This window comes from Pseudomonas sp. Pseusp97 (assembly GCF_047304025.1).
Taxonomy (GTDB): domain Bacteria; phylum Pseudomonadota; class Gammaproteobacteria; order Pseudomonadales; family Pseudomonadaceae; genus Pseudomonas.
The window spans coordinates 21852-28934 of record NZ_JBGLYK010000053.1 but is presented as its reverse complement, the minus strand read 5'-3'; the positions used below and the strand labels follow the sequence as shown (position 1 = coordinate 28934).

Genomic DNA, 7083 nt, shown 5'->3' with positions numbered 1-7083 from the left:
GGGGGGGGGGCCGCCGGGCTCACACCTTCCCCCCCCCGCGGGCCCGCGGCCCAAAAACCCCCCCCCACCCCCCCCCCCCGGGGGGGCGGCGGCCCCCCAGTCCTCGGGTTGCTGCACGGACATGTCGAACTGCTCGGCATCGAGCTGCAGGAGCAGAAGACCCGCACGGTAAAGATGCTGCTGATGGCCGGCCTGGCGTTGGTCTTCGCGCTGTTGCTGCTGGTGGCCCTGTCGGTGCTGGTGCTGATCATCTTCTGGGACAGCTATCGCCTGCAGGCGGCTATCGGCCTTTGCCTGTTCTATATCGGCGGCAGCCTGGTGTGCGCCTGGCGCCTGCACCTGCTGGTCACCGACGAAGGTTCGCCTTTCAATGCCACCCTCGATGAGCTGGCCCGTGACCGGGAGCGCCTGTTGCCATGAGTGAAATGCCCGATGCCCGCAACCTGAGCCGTGCGGAGCTGCGCAAGGCCATCGTGCGTCTGCGCCTGGAAATGCAGCGCCAGCAGATTCGCCAGGAAAGCGAGCTGCTCCTGCATCCGCTGCGCCAGGCTCGCAGCCTGGGACAGAATGTGCGCAGCAGCTTCAGCACTGGCAGCACCCCGCTATGGGGCGCAGGCGGTGCGGCGGCGCTGGCCCTGCTGTTCGGCCGCAAGCGCCGCTGGGTGCGGTTGTTGCGCCTGGGCCTGGCGCTCGCGCCAATCGTCCTGCAGATGCGCAAGAAGCCTGACCCTCAAAACCCTCCTGCCCCCACGACGCACCTCTGACGTCTAGACTGGCCACATTCTTGCAAAGTGACAGGGAGCCGCGCTCCGGCGCGTTCCTGCCACGCCACTAAGGATGTGTCCCTTGATCGATGGGCAACCGATCGCCTGCTTCCAGCCCTTCATCGATACCGCGACCGGCCTGATCGCCGGTGTCGAAGCATTGGGGCGCCTGCGCCAGGCCAACGGCGACCTGCAATCGGTTGGCCCCTTGTTCTTCAACCCGCGGGTCGGCCTGGCCGAACTTCGCCGGCTCGACCGGCAGATCCGCGACGCCGCCCTCGCCCGCATCCATGAAGCGCCGAAGGACTGGTTCCTCAGCCTGAACATCTCGCCGCGCTGGATCAGCCGCCTGCGCCCGAACCAACCCCTGCCGAGCCTCAAGCAACTGCAGCAGCAAGGCGTGCCGCCGGAGCGCGTGGTCTTCGAAATCACCGAACTGGGCGGCGCCCACCAGCGCCTGCCGGAGGTCGTGGCACGCTACCGCGATGCCGGCGCACGCATTGCCATCGACGACTTCGGCGCCGGCTACTCGCAGCTGGACCGAGTGCTGGCCTTGCAACCGGACATCCTCAAGCTGGACATGCGCCTGTTCCAGGAAGCCGCCCGCGGCGGGCCCAGCGGCGAAGTCGTGAAGGCCCTGGCGCAGATGGCGGAGAAGACCGGCTGCTGGATCATCGCCGAGGGCGTGGAAACCGAAGAGGAAATGGACTTCGCCCTGGAGTGCGGCGCGCGCTACGTGCAGGGCTATCTGTTCGCCAAACCGGCGCTGGACTTCCCTGCCAGCGATGCCTTCCGCGATGCCTTCGCGCAGCGCCGCGACCACTACGTGCATCGCAAGCTGCAGGAACGCGCCAGTCTCATCCAATTGCGCCAGCAGCTCGCCGAACTGATGAACATGCTGCGCCCCTGGGCCGAGGGCGGCGCCATGCTCAGCAGCCTGCCGCCCGCGCCGGAGTCCTTCAGCAGGCTGCTGCGCATCTACCAGTGCGATCGCCATGGCACCCAGACGTCGCCGAATCTGGAGTGGAACGGCCTGTTCTGGAAGGAGAACCGTCGCTACCTGGGGCACAACTGGTCCTGGCGCCCCTATTTCTACCAGTTGCTCGCCGAGGGCTGGGAAGAGCGCCGCCTGACGCTTTCCAACACCTACCGCGACGCCACCACCAACCAGTACTGCATGACTGCCGGCCAGTTCATCGACCAGGGTCGACGTCTCCTGCTCATCGACATCGACGCCGAAGGCCTCTAGCACGGCGATTGAGATTGCCGGCGCGAACGGCTAGCGTTGCCGGTAACTCTCTCGATCGCGGAATGAAGAATGGATTGGCACACCCTGCTCCCCCGGGAGCGCCTCGGCAAACCCGTGCACAGCAGTGCTGAACTGGGCCGCAGCGCCTTCCACAAGGACCACGACCGCATCATCTTCTCGGGCGCCTTCCGCCGCCTTGGACGCAAGACCCAGGTGCACCCGGTGTCGAGCAACGACCATATCCATACGCGCCTCACCCACTCGCTGGAAGTCGGCTGTGTCGGCCGCTCGCTGGGCATGCGCGTCGGCGAGATCATCCGTGACCGCCTCCCGGAATGGTGCGATCCAGCGGACATGGGCGTGATCGTCCAGTCCGCCTGCCTTGCCCATGACATCGGCAACCCGCCCTTCGGCCACTCCGGCGAAGACGCCATCCGCCACTGGTTCCAGCAGGCGGCCGGGCGCGGCTGGCTGGATGGCATGAGCGAGGAGGAGCGCTCCGATTTCCTCCACTTCGAAGGCAACGCCCAGGGCTTCCGCGTCCTCACGCAGCTCGAATACCACCAGTTCGACGGCGGTACCCGCCTGACCTACGCGACGCTGGGCACCTACCTGAAATACCCCTGGACGGCGCGCCACGCCGATTCCCTCGGCTACAAGAAACACAAGTTCGGCTGCTACCGCAGCGAGTTGCCGTTGCTCGAGCAGATCACCCACAAGCTGGGCATGCCGCAGCTGGAAGACGAACGCTGGGCGCGCCATCCGCTGGTGTACCTGATGGAAGCAGCGGACGACATCTGCTACGGCCTGATCGACCTGGAAGACGGCCTGGAAATGGACCTGCTCGACTACGCCGAAGTCGAGTCGCTGCTGCTCGACCTGGTCGGCGATGACCTGCCGGAAACCTATCGCCAGCTTGGCCCCCGCGACTCGCGCCGACGCAAGCTCGCCATCCTGCGCGGCAAGGCCATCGAACACCTGACCAATGCTGCCGCGCGAGCCTTCGTCGAACAGGAAAAGACCTTGCTTGCGGGAACCCTGCAAGGCGACCTGGTGGAGCACATGCACGGACCGGCCAAGCGTTGTGTGCAGCGGGCAAAAGGCATGGCGCGGGAGAAGATATTCCAGGACAAGCGCAAGACGCTGCACGAGATTGGCGCCTATACCACCCTGGAAATCCTGCTGAACTCCTTCTGCGGTGCAGCACTGGAGCAATACGGCCAGAACACGCCGTCGTTCAAGAACCAGCGCATCCTCGACCTGCTCGGCAACAACGCACCGGACCCGGACTGGACGCTCTACCGCGCGTTTCTGAGAGTCATCGATTTCATTGCGGGAATGACCGACAGCTACGCCACCGAAATGGCTCGCGAGATGACCGGCCGCTCCAGCCCCAGCTGAAGCGACCGGAGCAGGCTAGGCGGCCAGGTTCCGCAGTTGCTGCAGCAGGTCGTCCTGCAAGCTTGCCATGGCCTGCTCTACTGCCATCGCGCGATTGCGAAGTTCCCTGCTGTCGAGACCGTCCTTGCAACCGCCTTCGAGCTTGCTGCAAAGATCCTGGAGCGTGTGCGCATTGACCAGACGAGCCGCGCCCTTGATCCGGTGGGCAAGGTCGGCCAGCTGCTTCCAGTCTCCCGCCTCCCACAGCGGGCGAACCTGATCGATATCGATACGGTTGCTGCTGTGCAATTCCTCCAGGAGTCGGCGGATCAACCCCGGATTTCCCCCGGTCATCTCGCGCAAGGGCTTCAGATCGAAGCCGTCGGCGCGCTTCTCCATGTCCGCCACCCGGCCATCGTCAGCGACCGAGATTTTCGGTACCACTTCCAACCGCATGCGCAGGTTGTCCAGGCCGATGGGTTTGAACAGGCAGTCATCCATACCGGCTCGCCGGCAGTTCTCGATCTCGTCAGGCTGGGCATTGGCAGTGAAGCCGAAGATCACACAAGGGTCGGCTTCCATTTCCGCTTCCAGCTCGCGAATTCGCCGGGCCAATCCATAGCCGTTGAGCACCGGCATGTTGCAGTCGGTGATCACCAGATCGAAGTCGCCCGGATGCCATAGCTGCAGCGCCTGCGAACCATCGGCCGCCACCTCGACCCGGTGCCCCAGGTGCTCCAGCTGCTGGCTCAGCAGCATCCGGTTGGCAACATGGTCGTCGACCACCAGCACCTTCAACGGATGGAGGGTGCTGACGACTGCCATGACCTGCCCCACCTCGCATTCCGGCAGGCGTTCCAGCGTCTGGAGCAACAACCGCACCGTCACCGTGGTGCCGTCGCCCGTCCTGCTTTCCATCCGTACCGTGCCGCCCATCATCTCCGCCAGCTTGCGGCAGATGGTGAGGCCCAGCCCGGTACCGCCACGACTGACATTGCCACTTCGGGCCACCTGGCTGAAGGGTTCGAACAACTGGCGCTGCTCATCCTCCGAAATGCCAATCCCGCTGTCCTGCACGCTGACCTCCAGCGCAAGGCGCTCGCCGGCGACGCGCTCGCCATGAACGCGAATCTTCACGTGCCCGAAGTCGGTGAACTTGATCGCGTTGCTGACCAGATTCGACAGGATCTGCTTGAACCGCAGCGGATCGATCAGCACATCGCATGCGGCATCCGCCTCGATTTCCAACCTGAGCTCCAGCGCCTTCTGCCGCGCCAGCCCATCGAATACCCGCGCGACGGACTCCACCAACTCGCGCAGGTGAGCACGCTCAGGCATCAGCGTCAGGCGCCCGGACTCGATCTTGGCCACGTCAAGAATGTCGCCAATGAGGGTCAACAAGGAGCGCGCCGAATCGTAGGCCACCTCGACCGGCTCCCGCTCCCAGTGCCCCTGGTCCGCCCGGGTCAGCGCCAGCTCGAGCATGCCGATCACGGCGTTCATCGGGGTGCGGATTTCATGGCTCATGGTAGCGAGGAAGGTGCTCTTCGCACGGTTGGCTTCCTCGGCCTGCTCCTTTGCCGCCTCGAGTTGATGATGCAGACGTTCACGCTCGGTGACATCGATCCAGCCCGTCACCACCCCGGAGATTTCACCTCCCGGACCATGGTAGGGAGTGGCCCAGTAATGGATCTCACGTACATCGTCGTGAATCTGCAGCATGAGGTCGGAGGCCGCCTTGCCATCCTGATCCATGGCCTGCTGGTGGAGTTGCTGGAGCTGACTCGCGTCCCGAGCGTCCAGCCACCCGAAATCGCCAACCCGGGTACCATCGACTGCTTCCCGGGACATGCCGGTCTCCTTGAGGAAACCGATATTGCAGGTAACCAGTCGCCCCTCGCGGTCACGTACCGCAATCGGCTGGGGGATGCCATCGATCAGAGCGCGCTTGAAGGCGAGCCGGTAGTTGAGCTCCCGCTCGGAGTCCTGGCGGCGCCGCACCTTCAACCACAGGCGCCAGTTCCACAGCAGCAGCAGCAGGAGCAGGATCACTGCCGCAGCCCAGGCGAATTGGAAGAATTGCGTCCGATAGCCCTGCCAGATGCTGTCGGGCCTTTCGACACTGGCGGACCAGCGCGTAACGATGTTGCTCATGTCCTCGGGAGAAATGGCAAGGATCGCCTTGTTCAGAATGCCGAGCAGTTCTGGGTCCGCCTGGGAAACGGCCAGGGAAAACTGTCCCGGCTCCCGGTCGAGGGCAAGCGCCACGCGCAGGTCCGGGTAATAGCGGGAAATCAGGTAGTTGGCTGACGACAGCAGATGAATTCCGGCATCGACCTTGCCTTCGCTGATCATCGACAGGTCATCGACGTTGTTCTCCACCTCGACGACCTTAACCTGCGGATGGCGGGCCCGCAGGAATTCGGCGATGACAGAGCCTCTGGGGACCGCTACCCGGCGTCCATCCAGATCACTGAGCGAGTGGAGCCAGTCGCTCTTGCCGGAAACCACCACCACGAAGGAGGCGGTCATGTAGGGGCGGGTGAAGCCGAGCCACTCCTCACGCTGGGCGGTGGGCGTCAACGCAGCGATGATCTCGGCCTTGCCCGTTCGAACCTGATCCAGCATGGCCGTGACGCTCGGCTGCGGGAGCACTTCGAAGTCAAGACCGGTGCGACTCTGGACGAGCTCCAGGACGTCGGCGGCGATACCACGGAACTGCCCCTGGGCATCGAGGAAGGACACGGGCGCCAGCGCCTGGTCGATGACCACCGCTGGACGAGGATGGCGGTCAAGCCAGCGCTGCTCCTGAGGCGTGAGAATGAGCCGCTGGTTGGCGATCGAGAATGCGCCACCGGGACTCCAGCGTCGCTGGATGGCGGTCCTGGCCTGACGAGGAATGGCGGCAAGGGTGCGATCAAGAATATTCAACAGCTCGTGAGCTGACGCTTTCACTGCAAAACTGAATCCCTGACCGTCGAATCCGGCAAAATTGAGCGGTTTTAGATTCGGCAGGTAGCCCTGGCTGATCAGGTACTGGGCGCTGAAGCCATCGCCGACGTAAAGGTCCGCCTGACCGAACGCGACGGCCTCCAGAGCGCGGCGCACCGATTGATAGCTCTGAATGGTCGTCCCGGACAGATACTTGTCGCGCTCGTCCAGCGAGAAGTAGTCGCTGACCACGGCAATGCGCTTTCCGGCCAGTTGCTCGGCACTCTCCAGGCGCAGGCCCTGCGGGCCGATGACGACCGGCTGGTTGACGAAATAGGGATGCGACAGGGCGACATCGGGGCGCACGGCCTCGTAACGGGTGGAGCGGCTGAGCATGTCGATGTCGCCTCGCTCGAGCGCGGCCAGGGCAGCCTCCCGATCGGGATAGCGACGAACCTCCAGGCGGACATTCAGCGTGTCGGCGACGACCCCGGCGAAATCCGCCGTGATGCCCTCCAGATCGGTGCCACTGGTCGTGATGTCGAACGGCGCGTAGTCCGGGGCGGACACGCCGAGACGCAGGGTGCGCTTGTCACGCAACCACTGCCAGTCGGAATCGGGCAGGAGCACCTTGACCGGCTCGTCCGCCGAACGAGCCAGCAGGTTCATCGGTGTCCAGTCGTGCTGCTCCGCCATCCCCCATCCGCAACAGATGAGCAACAACATACCGATGAGCAGGCGGAAGCGGTACGTCACAAC

5 protein-coding genes are annotated in these 7083 nt (G+C 64.5%); 4 read left to right on the top strand and 1 reads right to left on the bottom strand.

The annotated features are described in order from the left end of the window. The first annotated feature begins 108 nt into the window (after nucleotides 1-108). The 4 genes from ACCC94_RS11975 (at nucleotide 109) to ACCC94_RS11960 (ending at nucleotide 3414) form a co-directional block, all read left to right on the top strand. A complete protein-coding gene (locus tag ACCC94_RS11975; RefSeq protein WP_413349676.1) occupies nucleotides 109-420 on the top strand; it encodes a phage holin family protein in 312 nt (103 codons plus the stop codon). Next, nucleotides 417-764, top strand: a complete 348-nt coding sequence (locus ACCC94_RS11970) for a hypothetical protein (RefSeq protein WP_413349674.1) — start codon at nucleotides 417-419, stop codon at nucleotides 762-764. Before ACCC94_RS11975 ends, ACCC94_RS11970 begins: the two co-directional genes overlap by 4 nt. Nucleotides 765-846: 82 nt before the next feature. Further along, on the top strand, nucleotides 847-2013 hold the full coding sequence (locus ACCC94_RS11965) for an EAL domain-containing protein (RefSeq protein WP_413349673.1): 1167 nt from the start codon (nucleotides 847-849) through the stop codon (nucleotides 2011-2013). A 69-nt stretch (nucleotides 2014-2082) separates the two neighbouring features. After that, the gene (locus ACCC94_RS11960; RefSeq protein ID WP_413349672.1) at nucleotides 2083-3414 is read left to right on the top strand and encodes a deoxyguanosinetriphosphate triphosphohydrolase; all 1332 of its coding nucleotides are present in this window, start codon (nucleotides 2083-2085) and stop codon (nucleotides 3412-3414) included. Nucleotides 3415-3429: 15 nt separating this feature from the next. Here ACCC94_RS11960 and ACCC94_RS11955 read toward each other — a convergent pair whose 3' ends face one another. Next, nucleotides 3430-7080, bottom strand: coding sequence for a transporter substrate-binding domain-containing protein (locus tag ACCC94_RS11955; protein WP_413349671.1), 3651 nt, complete (start codon nucleotides 7078-7080; stop codon nucleotides 3430-3432). Nucleotides 7081-7083: the final 3 nt, after the last annotated feature.

Coding starts and splice junctions, on each gene's coding strand:
- ACCC94_RS11960 (WP_413349672.1), top strand. CDS start 2,083: ATGGATTGGCACACCCTGCTCCCCCGGGAGCGCCTCGGCAAACCCGTG.
- ACCC94_RS11970 (WP_413349674.1), top strand. CDS start 417: ATGAGTGAAATGCCCGATGCCCGCAACCTGAGCCGTGCGGAGCTGCGC.